The 20,714-nt window shown below is 73.4% G+C and carries 19 protein-coding genes; 4 read left to right on the forward strand and 15 right to left on the reverse strand.

The genetic code is table 11. From position 1 onward, the window contains the following. Positions 1-69: 69 nt before the first annotated feature. The 7 genes from truB to rimP form a co-directional block, all read right to left on the reverse strand. Positions 70-972, reverse strand: a complete 903-nt coding sequence (truB, locus tag RNC47_RS22210) for a tRNA pseudouridine(55) synthase TruB (protein WP_311601252.1) — start codon at positions 970-972, stop codon at positions 70-72. 7 nt (positions 973-979) lie between these two features. Further along, positions 980-1,471, reverse strand: coding sequence for a 30S ribosome-binding factor RbfA (gene rbfA, locus RNC47_RS22215; RefSeq protein WP_311601254.1), 492 nt, complete (start codon positions 1,469-1,471; stop codon positions 980-982). A gap of 72 nt (positions 1,472-1,543) precedes the next feature. Continuing rightward, positions 1,544-1,840 carry a DUF503 domain-containing protein gene (locus RNC47_RS22220; protein ID WP_311601255.1) on the reverse strand — a complete coding sequence of 99 codons (297 nt, stop codon included), beginning with the start codon at positions 1,838-1,840 and terminating at the stop codon, positions 1,544-1,546. 72 nt (positions 1,841-1,912) lie between these two features. Then, positions 1,913-4,942, reverse strand: coding sequence for a translation initiation factor IF-2 (gene infB, locus RNC47_RS22225; protein ID WP_311601256.1), 3,030 nt, complete (start codon positions 4,940-4,942; stop codon positions 1,913-1,915). Positions 4,943-5,094: 152 nt separating this feature from the next. Next, on the reverse strand, positions 5,095-5,391 hold the full coding sequence (locus tag RNC47_RS22230) for a YlxR family protein (RefSeq protein WP_311601257.1): 297 nt from the start codon (positions 5,389-5,391) through the stop codon (positions 5,095-5,097). A 131-nt stretch (positions 5,392-5,522) separates the two neighbouring features. Continuing rightward, complete coding sequence (gene nusA / locus RNC47_RS22235) at positions 5,523-6,524, reverse strand: transcription termination factor NusA (protein WP_311601258.1); 1,002 nt, start codon at positions 6,522-6,524, stop codon at positions 5,523-5,525. Between the two features lie 13 nt (positions 6,525-6,537). Next, entirely contained in the window at positions 6,538-7,041 is a 504-nt protein-coding gene (rimP, locus tag RNC47_RS22240; RefSeq protein ID WP_311601259.1) for a ribosome maturation factor RimP, read from the reverse strand. A 302-nt stretch (positions 7,042-7,343) separates the two neighbouring features. On the opposite strand from rimP, the gene RNC47_RS22245 reads away from it, so the two are divergent. The 3 genes from RNC47_RS22245 to RNC47_RS22255 are packed head-to-tail and all read left to right on the forward strand — an operon-like array spanning position 7,344 to position 9,196. Beyond that, complete coding sequence (locus tag RNC47_RS22245; protein ID WP_311601260.1) at positions 7,344-7,832, forward strand: hypothetical protein; 489 nt, start codon at positions 7,344-7,346, stop codon at positions 7,830-7,832. A 21-nt stretch (positions 7,833-7,853) separates the two neighbouring features. Next, positions 7,854-8,297, forward strand: coding sequence for a ferritin-like domain-containing protein (locus tag RNC47_RS22250; protein ID WP_311601261.1), 444 nt, complete (start codon positions 7,854-7,856; stop codon positions 8,295-8,297). Positions 8,298-8,299: 2 nt separating this feature from the next. Then, positions 8,300-9,196 (forward strand): aminoglycoside phosphotransferase family protein, encoded by an 897-nt coding sequence (locus RNC47_RS22255; protein WP_311601262.1) that lies wholly within the window; start codon positions 8,300-8,302, stop codon positions 9,194-9,196. Between the two features lie 7 nt (positions 9,197-9,203). Here RNC47_RS22255 and RNC47_RS22260 read toward each other — a convergent pair whose 3' ends face one another. The 6 genes from RNC47_RS22260 to RNC47_RS22285 form a co-directional block, all read right to left on the reverse strand. Continuing rightward, positions 9,204-9,773: a GNAT family N-acetyltransferase gene (locus tag RNC47_RS22260; RefSeq protein ID WP_311601263.1), complete on the reverse strand. Its 570-nt coding sequence runs from the start codon at positions 9,771-9,773 to the stop codon at positions 9,204-9,206. 87 nt (positions 9,774-9,860) lie between these two features. Next, positions 9,861-10,709 (reverse strand): GNAT family N-acetyltransferase, encoded by an 849-nt coding sequence (locus RNC47_RS22265; protein ID WP_311601264.1) that lies wholly within the window; start codon positions 10,707-10,709, stop codon positions 9,861-9,863. A gap of 98 nt (positions 10,710-10,807) precedes the next feature. Beyond that, positions 10,808-11,962 carry a flavodoxin-dependent (E)-4-hydroxy-3-methylbut-2-enyl-diphosphate synthase gene (gene ispG / locus RNC47_RS22270; RefSeq protein WP_311601265.1) on the reverse strand — a complete coding sequence of 385 codons (1,155 nt, stop codon included), beginning with the start codon at positions 11,960-11,962 and terminating at the stop codon, positions 10,808-10,810. Positions 11,963-12,033: 71 nt separating this feature from the next. Next, positions 12,034-13,338: a M50 family metallopeptidase gene (locus tag RNC47_RS22275; protein ID WP_311601266.1), complete on the reverse strand. Its 1,305-nt coding sequence runs from the start codon at positions 13,336-13,338 to the stop codon at positions 12,034-12,036. Then, positions 13,335-14,609, reverse strand: a complete 1,275-nt coding sequence (gene dxr, locus RNC47_RS22280; RefSeq protein WP_311601267.1) for a 1-deoxy-D-xylulose-5-phosphate reductoisomerase — start codon at positions 14,607-14,609, stop codon at positions 13,335-13,337. The genes RNC47_RS22275 and dxr overlap by 4 nt, the downstream gene beginning before the upstream one ends. A gap of 69 nt (positions 14,610-14,678) precedes the next feature. After that, positions 14,679-16,580 (reverse strand): acyl-CoA dehydrogenase family protein, encoded by a 1,902-nt coding sequence (locus RNC47_RS22285; protein WP_311601268.1) that lies wholly within the window; start codon positions 16,578-16,580, stop codon positions 14,679-14,681. 261 nt (positions 16,581-16,841) lie between these two features. On the opposite strand from RNC47_RS22285, the gene RNC47_RS22290 reads away from it, so the two are divergent. Continuing rightward, positions 16,842-17,900: a LacI family DNA-binding transcriptional regulator gene (locus tag RNC47_RS22290; RefSeq protein WP_311601269.1), complete on the forward strand. Its 1,059-nt coding sequence runs from the start codon at positions 16,842-16,844 to the stop codon at positions 17,898-17,900. Between the two features lie 37 nt (positions 17,901-17,937). On the opposite strand, the gene RNC47_RS22295 is transcribed toward RNC47_RS22290, so the two are convergent. Both RNC47_RS22295 and RNC47_RS22300 read right to left on the reverse strand, forming a co-directional pair. Next, a complete protein-coding gene (locus RNC47_RS22295; protein ID WP_394814845.1) occupies positions 17,938-18,663 on the reverse strand; it encodes a GH12 family glycosyl hydrolase domain-containing protein in 726 nt (241 codons plus the stop codon). A gap of 41 nt (positions 18,664-18,704) precedes the next feature. Continuing rightward, entirely contained in the window at positions 18,705-20,693 is a 1,989-nt protein-coding gene (locus RNC47_RS22300) for a beta-galactosidase (RefSeq protein WP_311601270.1), read from the reverse strand. Positions 20,694-20,714 lie beyond the last annotated feature (21 nt).

Consider the following 20,714-nt stretch of genomic DNA (forward strand, 5'->3'; position numbering starts at 1 on the left):
GAAGCCGCGCGCGCCCCTCGGACGCCGCAGTCCCCGGGCCGCTCTTCACCCGATCCGGTGAGCGGAGGGTCAGCCCTGGGGGGCGAAGACGGCCAGGCTCCGCGCCCGGTCGCCCTCGGCCTCGACCAGCGCCACGAGCCGGTCGTCGGGTCCGAAGACGGCCACCGGTCCGGCCGGCAGCCGCGGCGTCGTGATGCGGGCGCCGTTGCCGAGCAGCCTGGCCTCCCGCTCCGTCACGTCCCAGCGTGGGAAGGCGGCCGCCGCGGCCTCGTCGAGCGGCAGCACGGTCAGCTCGGCGCGCAGCTCGTCGAGGGTGCGGGCGACGTCCACCTGGTAGGGGCCGACCCGGGTGCGGCGCAGCGCCGTCAGGTGGCCGCCGGTGCCGAGCGAGGCGCCGAGGTCGCGGGCCAGGGCACGGATGTAGGTGCCCGAGGAGCAGACCACGGTGACGTCCAGGTCGGTGACGGTGAGGCCGTCGGGAAGGGTGCGCTCGACCACCCGGTCCACCGTGAAGGTGGAGACGGTCACCGGGCGGGCCGGGATCTCCACGTCCTCGCCGGCCAGGACCCGCCGGTAGGACCGCTTGCCGTCGATCTTGACGGCGCTGACCTTGGCCGGCACCTGCATGATGTCCCCGGTCAGCCGGGCCACGCCGGCGGCGATGTCGGCCGGGTCGAGGCCGGCGGCGCCCCGGCCCCCGGTGATCTCGCCCTCGGCGTCGTCGGTGACGGTGGTCTGGCCGAGCCGGACGGTGCCCCGGTACTCCTTGTCGGTGAGGGCCAGATGGCCGAGCAGCCGGGTGGCCCGGCCGAGGCCGAGCAGCAGCACGCCGGTGGCCATCGGGTCCAGGGTGCCGGCGTGCCCGACGCGCCGGGTGCGGGCGATGCCGCGCAGCACCGCGACGACGTCGTGGGAGGTGAAGCCGGCGGGCTTGTCGACGATGACGAGCCCGTCGGCCGTGGGTCGGCTCATGTGCTGGTCAGTCCTCGTCCCCGCGCTCCTCGGCGCCCGGGAGCCCCTCCTCGTCCTCCCCGACGCGCTCCCGGTCCTCGCCGGCGTCGCGGTAGGGGTCGGCGCCGGCCGCGTACTGGGCGCCGGCCGACGAGCGGCGCAGCTCCTCGTCACGCTCCCGCGCCTTGTCGAAGAGGTGGTCGAGGTTGCGCGCGGTCTCGGGCAGCGCGTCGGGCACGAACTCCAGGCTCGGGGTGTGCTTGACGCCGGCCGCCGCGCCGACGGCCGACCGCAGCACGCCTCTGGCGCTGCGCAGCCCCGCGGCCACCTCCTGCCGGTCGGCCTCGTCGCCGTACACCGTGTAGAAGACGGTCGCCTCCCGCAGGTCCCCGGTGACCCTGGTGTCGGTGATGGTCACCCGGCTGCCCAGCCTGGGGTCCTTGATGTCCCGCTGCAGCTTCTGGGCGACCACCTCGCGGATGAGGTCCGCCAGCCTCTTCGCCCGTGCCTTGTCGGCCACTGCTCCGTCTCCTCGCACAGTTCTGGAAATGTCGCGGCTGTCTGCCAGCCTGCTCCGGTACGGATCGGCCGGCTACTCGTCCTCGCCGCCGTGGATCCGCCGCCGCACGGACAGCAGTTCCACCTCGGGGCGGTCCGCCACCCAGCGCTCGCACTGGTCGAGCACCTCGGTGAGCCGGCCGGTGTCCCCCGAGACCACGGCGAGACCGATATGGGCCCGCCGGTACAGGTCCTGCTCGCCCACCTCGGCGACGCTCACGGCGAACCTGCGCCGCAGTTCCGCCACGATCGGTCGCACCACCGAGCGCTTCTCCTTGAGGGAGCGCACGTCGCCGAGCAGCAGGTCGAAGGAGAGTGTCCCGGTATACATGCGGTGATCGTAACGGCGACGGCCGGGGCCGATCGACGGGGTTTCCCCCGCCGACCGACCCCGGCCCGACCGCTAGACGCGCGGCTTCTCGCGCATCTCGTAGGTCGCGATGACGTCGTCCACCTTGATGTCGTTGAAGTTTCCGAGGTTGATACCGCCCTCGAAGCCCTCGCGGATCTCGGTGACATCGTCCTTGAAGCGCCGCAGCCCCTCGATGGTGAGGTTCTCGGCGACGACCTTGCCGTCGCGGACCAGCCGGGCCTTGGTGTTCCGCCGCACCTCGCCGGAGCGGATGAGGACACCCGCGATGTTGCCCAGCTTGGAGGAGCGGAAGACCTCGCGGATCTCCGCGGTGCCCAGCTCGACCTCCTCGTACTCCGGCTTCAGCAGGCCCTTCAGGGCCGCCTCGATCTCCTCGATCGCCTGGTAGATGACCGAGTAGTACCGGACGTCCACGCCCTCGCGCTCGGCCGCCTGCGTGGCACGCCCCTCGGCGCGCACGTTGAAGCCGATGACGATGGCGTCGGAGCCGCTGGCCAGGTCGATGTCGGTCTCGGTGACCGCGCCGACGCCCCGGTGGAGCACCCGCAGGTCGACGCCGTCGCCGACGTCGAGCTGGAGCAGCGAGGACTCCAGGGCCTCGACGGAACCGGACGCGTCGCCCTTGATGATGAGGTTGAGCTGCTGCACCTCGCCGGCCTTGAGCACCGTGTCCAGGTTCTCCAGGGAGACCCGGCGGGTGCGCTTGGCGAACGCCGCGTTCCGCTCGCGGGCGGCCCGCTTCTCGGCGATCTGCCGCGCGGTCCGGTCGTCGGAGACCACCAGGAAGTTGTCCCCGGCGCCCGGCACGTTGGTCAGACCCTGCACCAGCACCGGCGTCGAGGGCCCGGCCTCGGCGAGCGTGCGCCCGGTGTCGTCGAGCATGGCCCGCACGCGGCCGTGGGCGTCGCCCACCACCATCGTGTCGCCGACGCGCAGCGTGCCGCGCTGGACCAGCACGGTGGCCACGGCGCCGCGGCCCCGGTCCAGGTGCGCCTCGATGGCGATGCCCTGGGCGTCCTGGCTGGGGTTGGCCCGCAGGTCGAGGGCCGCGTCGGCGGTCAGGACGACCGCCTCGAGCAGCGACTCGATGTTGGTGCCCTGGCGCGCGGAGATGTCGACGAACATCGTGTCGCCGCCGTACTCCTCGGCCACCAGGCCGAACTCGGTCAGCTGGCCGCGGACCTTGGTCGGGTCGGCGCCCTCGACGTCGATCTTGTTGACCGCGACGACGATCGGCACGTCGGCCGCCTTGGCGTGGTTCAACGCCTCGATGGTCTGCGGCATCACACCGTCGTTGGCCGCCACCACGAGGATGGCGATGTCCGTCGACTTGGCACCACGGGCACGCATGGCGGTGAACGCCTCGTGACCCGGGGTGTCGATGAAGGTGATGCGCCGCTCTTCGTCGTTGACGTCGATCGACACCTGGTAGGCACCGATGTGCTGGGTGATGCCGCCGGCCTCGCCCTCGATGACGTTGGTCTTGCGGATCGCGTCCAGCAGGCGGGTCTTACCGTGGTCGACGTGACCCATGACGGTCACCACCGGCGGCCGGGAGACCAGCTCCTCCTCGCCGCCCTCGTTCTCGCCGAACTCGATGTCGAAGGACTCGAGAAGCTCGCGGTCCTCCTCCTCCGGGCTGACGATCTGGACGGTGTAGTTCATCTCCTCGCCGAGCAGGTGCAGCGTCTCGTCGGAGACGGACTGCGTCGCGGTGACCATCTCGCCCAGGTTGAACATGACCTGGACCAGCGACGCCGGGTTGGCGTTGATCTTCTCCGCGAAGTCGGTGAGGGACGCGCCACGGGAGAGCCTGATGGTCTCGCCCTTGCCGCGCGGCAGCATCACGCCGCCGATGGACGGGGCCTGCATGGCCTCGTACTCCTGGCGCCGCTGCCGCTTCGACTTGCGACCGCGCCGCGCGGGGCCGCCGGGACGCCCGAAGGCGCCCTGGGTGCCACCACGACCGCCCGGGCCGCCCGGCCGGCCACCGCCGCCGGGGCCGCCGCCGAAGCCGCCGGGACGGCCACCGCCGCCGCCGAAGCCACCGCCGCCACCCGGACGGGTGCCGGTGCCGGGACGGCCACCGCCGCCACCGAAACCACCGCCGCCACCGGGACGCGCGCCGCCGCCGCGGCCGGCGAAACCGCCGCCGCCACCGGGACGGGCGCCACCGCCGCCACCGCCCGGACGGGCGCCGGGGCCGCCGCCGGGGCGGCCGGCGCCGGACGGGCGCTGCGGCATCATGCCCGGGTTGGGCCGGCTACCGCCGGGGCCCGGACGCGGGCCGCCGGGGGCCGCGCCCTGCGGACGCGGCATGTTGCCCGGGGTCACCCGGCCGCCACCCGGCGCCTGCGGGCGCGGGGGACGGTCCTGACCGCCGGGACGCGGGCCACCCTGGGCCGGCGCGCCAGGCCGGGGCGCCGGACCGGGCCGCGGCGCCTGTTGCGGCCTGGCCATGCCGGTGGAACCACTGGTCGTGAACGGGTTGTTGCCCGGACGCGGGCCGGCCGGACGGCCGCCCGGCTTGGGCGCCGCGGCACCCGGCTTGGCCGGCGCGGGACCCGGACGGGCGCCGGGCTTGGGCGCACCGGGACCGCCGGGACGGGCACCCGGACGCGGGCCCTGCTGGGCGCCGGGACGCGGGCCGGCCGGACGCTCCTGCCGAGGCTGCTGGGGAGCCTGCTCGGCACCGCCGGTCGTCGGCTGGGTGAACTCGGGGGCCGCGGGGGCCGGCTTGGCGGCCGGCTTCGGGCCAGGGGTCGGCCGAGGGCCACCGGCGCTCGGCTTGGGGGGCACGGGACCCGGACGCGGCGCGGGGCCGGGGCGCGGGGCCACGGCACCCGGCTTGGGGGCACCCGGCCTGGGCGCGCCCGGCCGCGGGGCCTTGCGGTTGTTGCCGCCGCCGCTGAACGCGTCGGTCAGCTTGCGTACTACTGGCGCCTCGATCGTCGAGGACGCCGAACGGACGAATTCACCAAGTTCTTGGAGCTTGGCCATGACGACCTTGCTCTCGACTCCAAGCTCCTTGGCGAGCTCGTATACCCGGACCTTAGCCACTTCGCTCCTTCTACGGTCCGGGGTCGGTCGTCCGCCGGACCTTCGCTACTTCACGGGCGTACTCATCGCGTACTCATCGAGTGCTCATCGCAATCTCGACCTACTTCCGACTCGCGAGGTACCTGCCGCGCGGACCACCCACGCGGCACTTCTTACAGTTCCTGCACTTCCGACGACGCCGGCCGGCCGACCCACCGTCGCAGCTGCCCGGTGTCGAGCGGCCCCTGGGTCCGAAAGGCCCTGGGAAACGCGCGACGGCGGACCGCCAGCTCGAGACAGCTCGTCGTGGGATGCACATACGCACCCCGACCGGGCAGCGTACCGCGAAGATCGGGGACACAGCGATCCCCAATCACCACCACACGCAGCAGGCCGTTTCGGGCTGAGCGCTGTCGACATCCGACGCAGGTGCGTTCCGGGCAGGCTCTCGCCCGCGTCCGGCCAGACACAGTAAAGTCTACCTCCCCATGCGGCCGGCCCGGCGGGCGGGCCCTTCCCTCCACTCTTCCAACGAGGCGACCGGTGGACCGCATTCCCGCGGCACGAGCCGGCACCCCGGGATCCGGCCGCCGCGGGCCGCTCAGGCCCGCTCGGCGGCCTGCTCGGTGTCGGGTCTGATGTCGATCCGCCAGCCGGTCAGCCGGGCGGCCAGGCGGGCGTTCTGCCCCTCCTTGCCGATGGCCAGCGACAGCTGGTAGTCCGGCACGGTCACGCGCGCCGAGCGGGCCGCCTGGTCGACCACGTCGACCCGGGTGACCCGGGCCGGCGAGAGCGCGTTGGCCACCAGCTCGGCCGGGTCGTCCGACCAGTCCACGATGTCGATCTTCTCGCCGTGCAGCTCCGCCATCACGCTCCGCACCCGGCCGCCCATCGGTCCGATGCAGGCGCCCTTGGCGTTCAGCCCGGGCCGCAGCGAGCGGACCGCGATCTTGGTGCGGTGCCCGGCCTCGCGGGCGATCGCCGCGATCTCGACGGTGCCGTCGGCGATCTCCGGGACCTCCAGCTCGAAGAGCTTCCTGACCAGGTTGGGGTGGGTACGGGACAGCGTGACCGAGGGGCCGCGCGCGCCCTTGACCACCCGCACCACGTATGAGCGCAACCGGGCGCCGTGCGGGTACTCCTCGCCGGGCACCTGCTCCTGCGGCGGCAGGATCGCCTCCAGCTTGCCGATGTCCACCAGCACGCTCTTCGGGTCCCTGCCCTGCTGCACCACGCCGGCCACCACGTCGCCCTCACGCCCGGCGTACTCGCCGAAGGTGACGTCCTCCTCGGCGTCCCGCAGCCGCTGCAGGATCACCTGCTTGGCGGTGGTGGCGGCGATCCGGCCGAAGCCCTGCGGGGTGTCGTCGAACTCCCGTGGCTCGGCGTCCTCGCCGGCCTCCTCGAGCTCGTCGGGGTCCTCCCTGGCCCAGACCGTCACATGGCCGGTCTTCCGGTCGAGCACCACCCGGGCCTGCCTGCGGCTGCCCTCGGTGCGGTGGTAGGCGATCAGGAGGGCCGACTCGATGGCCTCCACCAGCAGGTCGAAGGAGATCTCCTTCTCTCGGACGAGACCCCGCAGGGCACTCATGTCGATGTCCACGACTACGCCTCCTTCAGCCTTCGGTGCTCTCGTCGCCGGCGGGCCTGCGACTGAACTCGACTTCGACCCGCGCCCGGGCGATCTCCGCGAACTCCACCCGGCGCGACGTGGCCTTGCGGCCCTTCTCCCCCGGGACCTCCAGATCAAGCCCCGCCTCGTCGACGCCCACGATCCTGGCGACCAGCTCGCCGCCCTCGCTCAGCTGGGCCCTGACGAGCCGACCGCGGGAGCGGCGGTAGTGGCGGGGCTCGGTCAACGGGCGCTCGGCGCCCGGGGAGGTCACCTCGAGCACGTAGGGGGCGGCGCCCATCACGTCCGAGGCGTCGAGCACGGCCGAGACCTCGCGGCTCAGCTCGGCGCAGGTCTCGAGCCCGACGCCGCCGTCCGAGTCGACCGCCACCCGGAGCACCCTTCGCCGGCCCGCCGGAGTGATCTTGACCTCTTCCAGGTCAAGCCCCCGCTCGGCGGCCAGCGGCTCCAGCAGCTCGCGCAGCCTGTCGATCTGGGTCGTGCTCATCCGGGTGACTCCTCGGCCGCGTGTGCTGTTGTCGATGGCGCGTCTCGTCGGTGCGTCTCGGGCACTCTCGCGCAACAGCCTATCCCCTGTGGCACGCCACGCCGACCGCGTTCAGGCCCCCGGCCTGGCACGCCGTGGGGCGGGGTGGCGCCGGGATCCGCGGGTCGCGCGGGTACGCTCACCGGGCGGTGATCTTTCTATCGCCTCAGCGTACCCACTCGAACCCACTCACTTTTCGACCTCTTGCGACCTCTTTCAACACTCGATCGACAGTCGATCGACGACGGGAAGTACGGGGAACCATGCCCTCTCGCCTGTCCAGAAGAGCCGTGTTCCTCGGCGGCCTGCTGGCATGCTCCGCCGGCGCGCTGGCGGGCTGCACGTCCTCGGAGGAGAGCGGATCCGGGGGCGGGACCGTCTCCGCCACCACGGTGCGGGGGCTGCGCCGCCGGGCCGCGCGGGACGGCAACGACCTGCTGGCGCGCTACGACGCGACCGCGGCCGCGCACCCGGCGCTGGCGGACACGCTGCGGCCGTTCCGGGACACCGTGACCGCGCACCTCGCGGCCCTCAACGAGGGGGACGCCTCGCCCCCCGGTCCCTCGGGCGGCGAGCCCGAGGTGCCGGCCGACGCCGACCGGGCGCTCACCGCGCTCGCCGACGCGGAGCGCGAGGTGGCCGAGGCCAGGCTGCGCGCCGTGCCCGACGCCTCCCCCGACCTGGCCCGGCTGCTGGCCTCGCTGGCCGCCGCCGGGTCGGCCCAGGCGTATCTGCTCCACGAGGCCAGGTGACGGACCGGCATGAGACACCCGATGAGTGACACGTCCCCCGAACTGGACGCCACGCAGGCCGCGTTGGCCGCGGAGCACGCCGCCGTCTACGGGTACGGGGTGGTCGGCGCGCGGATCGCCGAGGACCGGGCCGGGGAGGCCGACGAGGCGTACACGGCGCACCGCGCGCGGCGCGACGCGCTGCACCGGGCGGTGCGCGACCTGGGCGGCACCCCGGTCGCCTCGGCCGCCGCCTACGAGCTGCCCTTCGAGGTGGCCGACGGGGAGGCCGCGGTGCGTCTTGCCGCCGAGCTCGAGTCCCGGCTCGCCGGCGCCTACGCCGAGTTGGTGCGGGCCGCCGAGGGCGAGGCCCGCCGGGACGCGGCGGCGGCCCTGAGCGAGGCGGCGGTCCGCGCGGCCCGCTGGCGCGGCGCGGGGACGCCGTTCCCCGGTCTCGCCGAGTACGACACGGAGGGGAGCCGTTGACGATGGAACTGGCACCGCCGGCGCGGCTGGCGACGGCCGGCCCGCCCGAGGGCGCCGAGTGGCTGGCCGGGCTGCCCGAGCTGGTCGCCGAGGTGCTGGCCCGCTGGGAGCTGACGCCGGAGCGGGTGACGGCGCCGGGCGGCCGCACCAGCATGCTGGTGCTGGTCGGGTGCGCCGACGGCGGCCGGGCCGCGCTGAAGATATGCGCGCCCTGGCGCCCGGCGGCGCTGGAGGAGGCGGCGCTGCGCCGCTGGGACGGCCTGGGCGCGGTCCGCGCGCTGCGCCACGACCCGGCGGCCGGCGCGTTGCTGCTGGAGCGGCTGCACGGCGAGACCTCGTTGCGTTCGCTGCCCGAGGCCAAGGCGACGCTGGAGGCGGTCTCGGTGCTCCGCCGGCTGTGGGTGGATCCGGGCGCGGGACATCCGTTCCCCACCGTGGCCGAGCACACGGCCGGGCGGGCGGCAGCGCTGCGGGACGGCGCGCTGGCGGCCCTCGACGCGGAGCCGCTGGTCGAGTCGGCGCTGGCGGCGCGGGACGAGTTGCTGGCCGGGGAGCCGGAGCGGCTGCTGCTGCACGGGGACTTCCGACAGGGGGCGGTGCTGGCCTCGGACGCGGAGCGCGCGCCGTGGCTGGCGGTGGGCCCGGAGCCGGTGGTGGGCGAGCGGGCCTACGACCTGGCGCGGCTGGCGCGGGACCGGCTGCACGATCTGGTGGCCTCGCCGGGCGCGGCCTCGATCACCAGGCGCCGGGTGGCCAGGCTGGCCGACTCGGTCGAGCTGTCCGCCGAGCGGCTGCGCGGCTGGGCGCTGTTCCGCGCGGTGGAGTCGGCCGGGCGCGCCCTGTCGGCGGGGCGGCGGTCCGAGGCGGAGGCCCTGCTGGAGTTCGCGACCTGGCTGTGACCGCGGGCTACCAGCGGCGGAGCGGCAGGTGGGCGCCCATCACGGCGTAGGGGCAGGGGGCGGAGGGGAAGAGCACCCGGCGGGCCAGGTCCTGGTAGCCGAGCCTGCGGTAGAGGGCGCGGGCCGGGCTCTCGGTGTCCACGGCGGAGAGGATCGAGCGCGGCTCGGCGGCCGCGTCGGTGAGCGTGGTGATCAGCCGGCGGCCTATGCCGTGCCGCTGGTAGGCGGGCAGCACGTGCAGCTCGGTGATGGTGAACGAGTCGGTCAGCCAGGCGTCGTTGCCGGCCCGGCGCAGGTAGGGCTCGACGACGGTGGACCACCACTGCGCCCGGTCGTTGGGCATCCCGTAGACGAAGCCGACCAGGCGGCCGTCGGGGGTGGTGGCGCCCAGGGCACGGGCGCCGGGGCTGGCCAGGTGGCGCTGGACGATGTGGCGGCGCACCGCCACCTCCTCGTCGCTCAGGCCGAACGCCTGCGCCTGGACGGCCAGCGCCTCGTCCACCCGGGCGGCGAGGTCGAGCGGCGCGACGGTGATGTCCCAGGCGTCGGGGGCGGCCTCCCCGGCAGATGGTGTCATGCCGGGAGGCTAACGCGCCGCACCACCGAAGTCGCGTCCGGTACCCGCGAATGGCCGGCGGACCGGTCGACGCGCGGCGGCGGCCGGTCAGAACAGGACGCTCATCAGGGCGCCGGCCTCGACGAAGCCGAGCCGGCGGTAGACCGTGAGCGCCGGGGCGTTGAAGTCGTTGACGTAGAGGCTGACCACGGGCGCCACCTCGTCGAGCGCGTGCCGCAGCACGGTGGCGAGGCCGGCGGTGGCCAGCCCGCGGCCGCGCAGCTCGGGGGCCGTCCAGACGCCCTGGAGCTGGCAGGCGTGGGGGGTGACGGCGCCGATCTCGGCCTTGAAGACCACGCGGCCGTCCTCGATCCGGCCGAAGCAGCGCCCGGTGCCGACCGTCTCGGCGACCCGGGACTGGTAGGCGAGGCCGCCGTCGGCCGCGTCCAGCGGGGAGACCCCGACCTCCTCCGTGAACATGGCGACGGCGGCCGGCAGCACGAGGTCCATCTCGTCCTTCCGCATCCGCCGCACGCCGGGGTCGGGGGCGATGCCGCCCGGCGCCCGGTCGGTGGTCATCAGCGGCTGCCGGCGGCGCAGCTGCCTGGCGGGCCCCCAGTGCGGCTCCAGGTGGGACCAGAGGCGGGCGGTCGGGTCGAGCGGGCCGACGATGGACGAGCACCGGCGGCCCTGGCGCAGGGCCCGCTCGGCGAACGCCCGGACGGCGGCCGGGCCCGCGCAGACCGGCACCAGGTTGGCGCCGGCGTAGCAGAGCGAGACCAGCCGGCCGCGGCGGTAGTGGCCCCACATCTCGCCGCCCAGGTAGGGCGGTTCGAGGCCGGAGTCGAGCACCCGGGCGGTGACGAAGGCGTTGGCCACCGGGTCCTGGTCGAGCACGGCGAGCGCGTCGCTGAGGTCGGTGGGTTCCAGGACCCGGGTGGTGGACGTGGTCAGCACGGGGGACGGCGCCTTGTGTTCGAGGGACGTGAGCGGTGCTGGGCATGCTACCGGCGCGCGTCCCCGATGCCTCCCGGCCGTCGCCGGTCCGCGTGGGATCAGCTGACGGAGACCTCGGGCTCTCCCGAGACGACGCCGTCCTTCTCCATCTGCTCGGCGATCTTCATGGCCTCGTCGATCAGGGTCTCCACGATCTTGGACTCGGGCACGGTCTTGATGACCTCGCCCTTGACGAAGATCTGGCCCTTCCCGTTGCCCGAGGCGACGCCGAGGTCGGCCTCCCTGGCCTCGCCCGGGCCGTTGACCACGCAGCCCATGACGGCCACCCGCAGCGGGACGTCCATGCCGGTGAGGCCGGCGGTGACCTCCTCGGCCAGCTTGTAGACGTCGACCTGGGCGCGGCCGCAGGAGGGGCAGGAGACGATCTCGAGGCCGCGCTGGCGGAGGTTGAGCGACTCCAGGATCTGGATGCCGACCTTGACCTCCTCCACGGGCGGGGCGGAGAGCGAGACCCGGATGGTGTCGCCGATGCCCTCGCTGAGCAGCGCGCCGAAGGCCACGGCGGACTTGATGGTGCCCTGGAAGGCGGGCCCGGCCTCGGTGACGCCGAGGTGCAGCGGGTAGTCGCAGCGGGCGGCGAGCTGCCGGTAGGCGTTGACCATGACGACCGGGTCGTTGTGCTTGACGGAGATCTTGATGTCCCGGAAGCCGTGCTCCTCGAAGAGCGAGCACTCCCACAGGGCGGACTCCACGAGCGCCTCGGGGGTGGCCTTGCCGTACTTGGCGAGCAGCCGCTTGTCGAGCGAGCCCGCGTTGACGCCGATCCGGATCGGGGTGCCGGCGTCGCCCGCGGCCTTGGCGATCTCCTTGACCTGGTCGTCGAACTTCTTGATGTTGCCCGGGTTCACGCGGACGGCGGCGCAGCCGGCGTCGATGGCGGCGAACACGTACTTGGGCTGGAAATGGATGTCGGCGATGACCGGGATCTGGGACTTGCGGGCGATCACCGGCAGCGCGTCCGCGTCGTCCTGGGTGGGGACGGCCACCCGCACGATCTGGCAGCCGGAGGCGGTCAGCTCCGCGATCTGCTGCAGGGTGGCGCCGATGTCGGAGGTGCGCGTGGTCGTCATCGACTGGACGGAGACCGGCGCGTCACCTCCCACGGCGACGGATCCGACCTGGATCTGACGGCTGGCGCGGCGCTCGGCCAGCCGGGTCGGAACGGACGGAATGCCCAGCGAGATGGCTGTCATGGCTTGGTGCAACCCCAGGGTACGGACGGGCGGGCGCGCGGCCCGGGCTCAGGCCTTGAGCGTACGGCACCTCACCCGGTCAGCCGCACGGGGTTGATGATATCGGCGGCCAGCACCAGCAACGTGAAGCAGATGAACACACCGGCCACCACATAGGCCACCGGCATCAGCTGGGCGACGTCGAACGGGCCCGGGTCGGGGCGCCTGGTCACCCTGGCGAAGCCGCGGCGGAGCGACTCCCAGGCGGCGCCCGCGATGTGCCCGCCGTCCAGCGGGAGCAGCGGCAGCATGTTGAACAGGAACAGGGAGAGGTTGAAGCCGGCGATCAGGAAGAGCGCGGTGGCGACCTGCTGGCTGGCCGGGATGTCGAGGGTGAAGATGTCGCCGCCGACGCGGGCCGCGCCGACCACGCCCATCGGGGAGTCGGGCTCGCGCTCGCCGCCGCCGAAGGCCGCGTCCCACAGCCCCGGGATCTTGGACGGTATGTCGATCATCGCCTCGACGCCGGTGGTCATCATGTCGCCCATCCGGTCGACGGCCTGCCCGAAGTCCTGCCGGACGACGCCGCTGGCCGGTGAGAAGCCGAGGAACCCGGCGGTGACGTACTCGCCCTCGACGTAGCCGCCGTTGCCGTCGGTCCTCGCGACCTGGTTCTCGATGAGGTCGGCGTGCAGTTCGAGGGTCTGGCCGTCCCGGTCCACGGTGATGGTGGCGGCGCCCGTGGTGTCCCGGATGCGCTGCTGGAGGGTGCCCCAGTCGTCGATCGGCTCGCCGTCGAAGGCGGTGATCACGTCGCCGGCACGCAGCCCGGCAGCGGCGGCCGGCGCCGGGGTGTCCCCGGACTGGCAGTCGCGGGGCTCCTCGCTCTGCGCGATCACGCACTCGGAGACGGAGGCGACGGCGGTGGTCTGGGTGTTGACGCCGAAGCCCATCAGCACGCCGAGGAAGATCCCCACGGCCAGGATCAGGTTCATCCCCGGCCCGGCGAACATCACGATGATCCGCTTCCAGGGCTTGCGGGTGTAGAAGAGCCGCTTCTCGTCGCCCGGCTGCAGCTCCTCGAAGGCGGCCGCCCTGGCGTCCTCGATCATGCCGCGGAACGGGGAGGTGGAGCGCTTGCGCACCTTGCCGTCGTCGCCGGGCGGGAACATGCCGATCATGCGGATGTAGCCGCCGAACGGGATGGCCTTGATGCCGACCTCGGTCTCCTTGCCGTGCCGCGACCAGATGGTCGGGCCGAAGCCGACCATGAACTGCGGCACCCGGACGCCGAACATCCGGGCGGTCGAGTAGTGGCCGAGCTCGTGCCAGGCGATGGAGAACAGCAGGCCGAAGACGAAGACGAGTATCCCGAGGATGAACATCAGCGCGGTCATGCCGTGGTCGCCTCCGTCGTGGTCCGGCCGGCGGTCCCGGCCAGCTCGCGGGCGCGGGCGCGCGCCCTGGTCTCCGCTTCGAGGACGTCCGGCAGGGTCAGGGAGGTTCCGGAGGGGGTGGAGCCCAGCTCCTCGACCACCTGAGCGACCGTGTCCACGATCCCGGTGAACGGCAGCCGGCCGGCGAGGAAGGCGTCGACGCACTCCTCGTTGGCCGCGTTGAACACCGCGGGCGCGGTACCGCCGAGGCTACCCACCCGGCAGGCGAGCGGCACCGAGGGGAAGGCATCGGTGTCCAGCGGCAGGAACTCCCAGGTGTGCGCCCGGGTCCAGTCGACGGGCGCGGCCACCCCGGGGACCCGCTCCGGCCAGCCGAGGCCCAGCGCGATGGGCATCCGCATGTCCGGCGGGCTGGCCTGGGCGAGCGTGGAGCCGTCGGTGAACTCCACCATGGAGTGGATGTAGGACTGCGGGTGGACGACGACCTCGATGCGGTCGAACGGGATGCCGTAGAGCAGGTGCGCCTCGATCACCTCCAGTCCCTTGTTGACCAGGGTGGCCGAGTTGATGGTGATCACCGGGCCCATGGCCCAGGTGGGGTGCGCCAGGGCATCGGCCGGCGTGACGTGCGTCAGCTCCGCGCGCTTCCGCCCGCGGAACGGGCCGCCGCTCGCCGTCACGACGAGCCGGGACACCTCGGCGCGGGTGCCGCCGAGCAGCGCCTGGAAGAGCGCCGAGTGCTCGGAGTCGACCGGCACGATCTGGCCCGGCTTGGCCAGCCCGGTGACCAGCGGCCCGCCGACGATCAGCGACTCCTTGTTGGCCAGCGCCAGCACGTGTCCGGCCTCCAGCGCCGCGAGCGTGGGGGCGAGACCGATGGATCCGGTGATGCCGTTGAGCACGGTGTGGCAGGGGCGGGCCGCGAGTTCGGTCGCCGCGTCGGGCCCGGCCAGGACCTCGGGCAGCGCCTCGCCGGCGCCGTACCGCGCGCGCAGCGCCTCCCGCAGCGCGCCCGCGCGCTCGGCGCGCGCCACGCCGACGGCGCGCACCCGCAGCCGGTGCGCCTGCTCGGCCAGCAGCTCGACGTTCCCGCCGCCGGCGGACAGCGCCGTGACCCGGAAGCGCTCCGGGTTCCGCAGCACCACGTCGACGGCCTGGGTGCCGATGGAGCCGGTGGACCCCAGGACCGCCACCTCGCGCGGCGCGTCGGGCGGCGACTGCGCCGCGTAGCGGAGGTGGGGGTCGGCCAAACAGACGGATGTCTCGGTCATCCCCCCATTGTCCCCACCCCCGTCAACGGTCCCCGCCACGCCCCCGGGAACCGGCGCCGCCACCCGGGGTCAGGGGATGTGGCGGTGCACGTTGGGGGTGGTGGCGGGTCCGGGGGTGGTGTCGGCGATCCAGGGGCCCTCGGCGGTGGGGTCGAGGATGCCCTCCTCGAGCCAGCGGTAGTCGCCTTCCAGGAGTTGGCGCACCAGGGCCTGGTCGGCGACGTCGGTGTTGTGCATCAGCTCCGCGAACAGGGCCTCGACCCGCTGGCGGGCCTGCCGGCAGAAGACGTCGGCCAGCCGGTACGCCTGCCGGCCGTGGTCGTCCTGGTCGCGGAGGCGCTCGGCGTGCACGCAGGCGGCGGTCATCACGAAGAGCTCGGAGCCGATGTCGACGACGCGGGCCAGCAGGCGTTGCTTGGTCTCCAGGCGGCCGCGCCAACGGGACATGGCGAAGAAGGTCTCGCGGGCCAGCCGGCGGGCGGCGCGTTCCACATAGCGCAGGTGGGCGGCCAGGTTGGGGTGCCGGGATACGTGGAAGTCGCCGTAGGAGAGCGGGAGTTGGCCTCGCCCCACGGCCAGGGACGGCAGCCAGCGGGCGTAGAAGCGACCGGCCGAGGTGAGGGCGCGGCGCTTCTCGGTGAGCGAGGAGTCGGGCTCGATCAGGCCGCCGGCGACCTTGAGGTGGGTGTCGACCGCCTCGCGGGCGATCAGCAGCCGCATGATCTCGCTCGATCCCTCGAAGATCCGGTAGATGCGGAGGTCGCGGAGCAGCTGCTCGGCCGGCACGCCGCGCTCGCCGCGGGCGACCAGCGAGTCGGCGGTCTCGAAGCCGCGGCCGCCGCGGATCTGGACCAGGTCGTCGGCCATCCGCCAGGCCATCTCGCTGCCGTAGAGCTTGGCGATGGCGGCCTCGATGCGGATGTCCCTGCCGCCCTCGTCGGCCAGCTCGCTGACCAGGTCGAGGACGGCCTCCATGGCGAAGGTGGTGGCGGCGATGAACGCCAGCCGGGAGCCGATCGCCTCGTGCCTGGCGATCGGCTTGCCCCACTGGATCCTGGCCTGGGACCACTCGCGGCCGACGCGCAGGCACCACTTGCCCGCGGCGGCGCAGGTGGCGGGCATGGCGAGCCGTCCCGTGGTGAGGGTGGTGAGGGCGATCCGCAGCCCCTCGCCCTCCTCCCCGATGCGGTTGACGGCCGGGACCCGGACCCGGTGCAGCCGGGTGACGCCGTTCTCCAGGCCGCGCAGGCCCATGAACTCGTTGCGGTGCTCGACCGTGATGCCGGGCGAGTCGGCCTCGACGACGAAGGCGGTGATGCCGGCGTCGGGGACCTTGGCCATCACCACGAGCAGGTCGGCGACCACCCCGTTGGTGGTCCACAGCTTGACCCCGTCCAGCAGGTAGGAGTCGCCGTCCCGCTCGGCGGTGGCGGCGAGCCGGGCCGGGTCGGAGCCGACGTCGGGCTCCGTGAGCAGGAAGGCGGAGATCTCGCCGCGGGCGCATCGGGGCAGGAACGCGCGCTTCTGCTCCTCGGTGCCGAAGAGCTTCAGGGGCTCGGGCACGCCGATGGACTGGTGGGCGGAGAGCATCGCGCCGACGGCCGGGCTGGCCGAGCCGACCAGGGCGAGGGCCCGGTTGTAGTAGAGGTGGTTGAGGCCGATCCCGCCGTACTCGGGGGCGATCTTCATGCCGAAGGCGCCGATCTCGCGCAGCCCGGCGACCACCTCGTCCGGCACCCGGCCCTCGCGGTCGATCCGGGCGCCGTCGATGGCGCGCTCGCAGAAGGCGCGGAGCCGGTCGAGATACTCCTGGCCGTGCCGGGCCACCTCGGGGTCGGGTTCGGGGCGCGGATGGATCAGGTCGGGCCTGAAGCGGCCGAGAAACAGCTCGCGGGCGAAGCTGGGTCCCCGCCACTCCCGCTGCCGCGCGCCCTCCGCCACCCGGCGGGCCTCGTCCTCGGAGACGGTCATGCTCGCTCACCTCGCCCTCGCCGTCGGCGGCGTCCTCGGAAGGTGCCATTCCGTTATGTACCCGATGGCGGGCCCCGCGTATCAGAGGACGCCCGTACAGAGGTCGGAATCGGCCGCCCGGCGGAGTGCCGGAAGAGGGCTTCGACGTCGGCGTTGAAGCGCTTCGATACATCTATGGACACGGAGAGTTGATCGGTCTATGGTCAACGCGGTTGCACTGACATCCGCCGTCGAAGCGCTTCACACCACTGGGGAGGCCATATGGTCACTCTCGCCGAGGTCGCCCGGCACGCCGGCGTCTCAGCCAGCACGGTGAGTTACGTCCTCAGCGGTAAGCGGACCATTTCGGCCCGGACCAGGGAGCGCGTGGAGCGGAGCATCCGGGAGCTCGGCTATCACCCGAACGCCGGAGCGAGGGCGCTGGCGAGCAGCAGGTCGAACATCATCGCCCTGATGATGCCGCTGCGCACCGACATGTACCTGCCGGTGATGATGGAGATCGCCATCGCGGTGGCCACCACGGCGCGCGAGCACGCGCACGACGTGCTGCTGCTGACCGGCCAGGAGGGCCCGGAGGCCACCCGGCGGGTGGTGGGCAGCGGCCTGGCCGACGCCATGATCCTGATGGACGTGGAGCTGGAGGACGAGCGGCTGCCGCTGGTGCGGGAGACCCGGCGGCCGGCCGTGCTGATCGGGCTGCCTGCCGACACCGGTGAACTCACCTGTGTGGACCTGGACTTCGCGGAGACCGGGCGGCAGTGCGTGAGCCACCTGGCGGGGCTCGGGCACCGGGAGATCGCGATGGTGGGCGAGGCGGCGGCCGTGTACGAGCGGCGCACCGGGTTCGCCGAGCGGACCATCCTCGGGGTGCGCGAGCGGGCCGCCGAGCTGGGCGTGCGGGTGCTGCACCGGCCGTGCGAGGGCAGCTACGAGTCGATGGCCGGCACGCTCTCCAGGATCTTCGACGAGCGCCCCGGCACCACCGCGATCATCGTGCAGAACGAGGCGGTGATCGGCCCGATGCTGAGCCTGCTGCGCCAGCAGGGCCGGGCGGTGCCCGAGGACATCTCGGTGGTGGCCGTCTGCCCCGAGCAGGTCGCCACCCAGCAGTCGGTCGCGCTGACCTCGGTGGCCATCCCGGCCTTCGAGATGGGGCAGCGCGCCGTCGAGCTGGTGATGGACCGGCTGCGGCCGGACGCCGTGCTCGCCCCGGCCGGCACGCACACCGAGCTGCTGCCGCCGACGTTGACGGTCCGGGCGAGCACCGGGCCCGCCGCCGGGGTGCCGGTCTCGCACGCCCCGGCCAACGGCGCGCGGTGACCGCCCGGCGGTGCGAGACCGCCGGGCGGGACCGCGCTCAGCTGAAGTTGACGTTGAACGAGTTGGTGGTGAAGTTCAGTCCGCCCGACGACGAGGTGATCTCGTAGCCGAACTGGACGTCACCGATGGGCTCGCTCTGCGACCACCAGCCCTGGTTGGCGATCCACCGCAGGATCGGCAGGATGTTCACCGTTCCCGAGTAGGAGTTGCCGCCGACCCGCAGGAACGAGTAGACGTTGTTGGCGCCGTTGCTGCCCCGGTAGACGTCCCAGGTGTGGCCGCCCTGGGTGACCCGGGTCTGGTAGGTGCCGAGCGGGCCGACCGGGCCCGTCCAGTTCATCCAGAGCATGACCTCGTGGTCGTAGTCGGTGTCCCAGATGTCGTAGGCGGTGTTGTAGGCGCCGGTGTTCGGGACGGTGACGTTGTACGAGCTGCTCAGCGAGTTCAGCTGGTTGAGCGGCCGGTTCACGACGCGCTTGGCGTTCGGGTAGGACTTGATGCCACCGGTGTTGGGGTGGTTCGCCCAGACTCCCCACTGGCTGTAGCTGTTGGCCCAGATGCTCTGCGGGCCGGCGCCGGAGCCCCAGATGTTGTTGTAGAGGATGTACCCGCCGTTGTTCCAGGTGCCCCACTGGTCCGAGCTCTCCCAGGTGGCGGCGTGTGCCGAGGTGGCGGTGGTGAGGGTCAGGCCGAACGCCGCGAACAGCGCGATCAGCGGCGTCACGAGACGGTTCAGGAAGAGCTTTCGTGCGGCTCGTATCACGGTGGTGCGTCTCCCTTCGGGGTGGGGGGACTGTGGGGGGTTCAGGACCGCAGCACGGCTGCGCCGAGGCGGTCCAGAATCACCTCCTCCTCGTGGTGCTTACCGGTGAGCAGGTCGGTGGCGGGCGCCGGCAGGCGCGCGGTCACCGGCTCGGGCCGGTGGTTGAGGAGGAAGAGCAGGGTGCCGCGCCTGACCGCCTCGACGCCCTCGGGGAGCCCGGCCAGCACGGGCGTCACCCCGGCGGTGGCGGCGGCGTCGGCCAACAGCTCGGCGAGCGCGTCGGGTTCGGGCAGCGTGGAGAGGTACCAGGCGGTGCCGGCGCCGTGCTCGGCGCGGGTGATGGCCGGCCGGCCGGCCAACTCGCCCTCGGCGTAGGCGGCGACGGTGTGCGCGCCGGCCGGCGACAGGTCCTCGCTCCACAGCGTGCCGGCGGTGCCGTCGCTGAGCCGCACGGTGGTGCCGGCCGGCAGCGGGCTCCACTCGTGGACGAGGTCCAGGCCGAGGACGCGGCGCAGCCTGGCGTCCACGCCGCCCTCGCGGACGCGGTCGTCGGCGTCGGCGACGCCGGTGAAGAAGCCGCAGACCAGGGTGCCCCCGTTGGTCACGAAGGCGGCGATGTTGTCCAGGGCGGCGTCGGTGAGCAGGTAGAGCTGGGGGATGACGACCATCCGGTAGCGGCTCAGGTCGGCCTCGGGGTGTGCGAGGTCGGTGGTGAGGTTGCGTCGCCACAGGGCGTGGTGCCAGGCGCCGAGCAGCGCGGCGTGGTCGAGCTCGGCGGACGGCCGGCCCGGCTGGCCGCTGGCCCACCAGGCCGACCAGTCGTGCAGGACGGCGATGTCGGCGGGCACGTCGGCGCCCACGACGGGGCTCAGCGCGTCGAGTTCGGCGCCCAGGTCGGCGATCCGGCGGAAGCCCCGGGAGCGCTCGCCGGCGTGCGGCAGCATGGCGGAGTGGAACTTCTCGCTGCCCTGCCGCGACTGCCGCCACTGGAAGAAGCAGACCGCGTCGGCGCCGCGGGCGACGGCCTGGAGCGACCAGAGCCGGGTGACGCCGGCCGGCTTCGGCACGTTGACCGGGCGGAAGTTGACGGCGGAGGCGGCCTGCTCCATCAGCATCCAGGGCCCCCGGGCCTGGGAGCGCGTGAGGTCCTGGACGAGCGCGCCGTACGCGGGCCCGGCCGGGTCGCCGAAGCCGGCGGCCGGTTCCGGGTAGATGTCGACGGAGACCACGTCCTCCTCGGCCGCCCACCGCCAGCCGTCCTGGCCGGCGAAGAGCGGCATGAAGTTGGTGGTGACCGGGACGTGCGGGCTGTGCGCGGCGACGATGTCGCGCTCGGCGGTGAAGCACTCGAGCAGCGCGTCGCTGGTGAAGCGGCGGAAGTCGAGCAGCTGCGCCGGGTTGTTCAGGTACTGGGCGCGGCGCGGCGGGATGATCTCCTCCCACGCGTCGTAGCGCTGGCTCCAGAACGCCGTGCCCCAGGCCTCGTTGAGGGCGTCCAGGGTGCCGTGCCGCTCGCGCAGCCAACGCCGGAAGTGGCGCGCCGTCTCGTCGCAGTAGCAGGTCGTGCAGTACTCGTTGTTGATGTGCCAGACGCGCAGCGCCGGGTGGTCGCCGTAGCGGGCGGCCAGGTCCTCGGTGATGCGCCGGGCGTGGTCCCGGTAGACGGGCGAGGAGGCGCAGAACTGGTTGCGCGAGCCGTACCAGACGATCGCGCCCGTCTCGTCGCGTGGCAGCGTCTCGGGGTGCCTGGCCCCGAGCCACGGCGGCGGGGAGGCGGTGGGGGTGGCGAGCGCGACCCCGACGCCGGCGTCGTGCAGCAGCCCGAGGACGGTGTCGAGCCAGCCGAACTCCCGTGCGCCGGGGCGGGGTTCGATGGTGGCCCAGGAGAAGACGCCGACGGTGGCCAGGTTGACGCCGGCCTCCTTCATCAGCCGGACGTCCTCCTGCCAGACCTCCGCCGGCCACTGCTCCGGGTTGTAGTCACCCCCGAACAGCAACCGCCCGCGTGTCGCGTCTCCGAGCCCCGCCATGGTGTCTCCTCTCCTCGGTCG

It is taken from the genome of Streptomyces millisiae, from assembly GCF_031845425.1.
In the GTDB taxonomy this organism is placed as follows: domain Bacteria; phylum Actinomycetota; class Actinomycetes; order Streptomycetales; family Streptomycetaceae; genus Streptomyces; species Streptomyces millisiae.